Annotated in this window: 2 protein-coding genes; both read right to left on the reverse strand. The window is 73.3% G+C overall.

Going from position 1 to position 580, the window contains the following annotated elements:
- Positions 1–260, reverse strand: a 260-nt coding sequence (locus ACFWJO_RS40310; protein ID WP_386873327.1) for a peptide deformylase, incomplete at its 3' end; no start/stop codon positions are given.
- A gap of 94 nt (positions 261–354) precedes the next feature.
- Positions 355–580: Crp/Fnr family transcriptional regulator (locus ACFWJO_RS40315; protein WP_386873329.1), on the reverse strand; the 226-nt coding region annotated here is incomplete at its 5' end.

Below are 580 nucleotides of genomic sequence, written 5' to 3' on the forward strand. Positions count from 1 at the left end.
GCCTTGTCCAGGTGGGTCAGCACGGGGTTGATCACGTGGCCCACGTTCGGCGCATCGCCGGAGTCCGGGAACGTCCACGTGAAGATCCGCAGCCCGACCCCGACCTGCGGGGCGGCCAGGCCCACGCCGTGCGCGGCGTCCTGCGTGACGTACATGTCCTCGATCAGCTCGCGGATCTCGTCGTCGATCACCTCCACCTCGGCCGCGCGCCGGTGCAGCACGGGCTCGCCGTAGACGGTGATGGGACGGATGGAGGCCATGGCACTGCGCTTCCCGGCCCGGGCTGCGGGCCTGCGTGGGTAGGGGGACGGGGGAGTCCCCAGCCTACCGCCGGCGACACCACGACGACGGCGGTCATTCCGCGGCAAGGGCCTCCAGCGCCTCCGGGTCCAGCAGCGTCACCCGCGGGCCCTCGATGGCGATCAGGCCGTCGTCGGCGAGGCGGCGCAGCCCGCGGCTGAACGCCTCGGGGGTGGTGCCCAGCAGCGAGGCGACGTCCTTCTTCGGCGCGGCCAGCACCACGACGAGGTCGGCCTCGTCCCGGAGGGCCGGCAGGCCGAGCAGATGTCCGGCGATCCGT

The organism is Streptomyces sp. NPDC127092, from assembly GCF_042722475.1.
Taxonomy (GTDB): domain Bacteria; phylum Actinomycetota; class Actinomycetes; order Streptomycetales; family Streptomycetaceae; genus Streptomyces.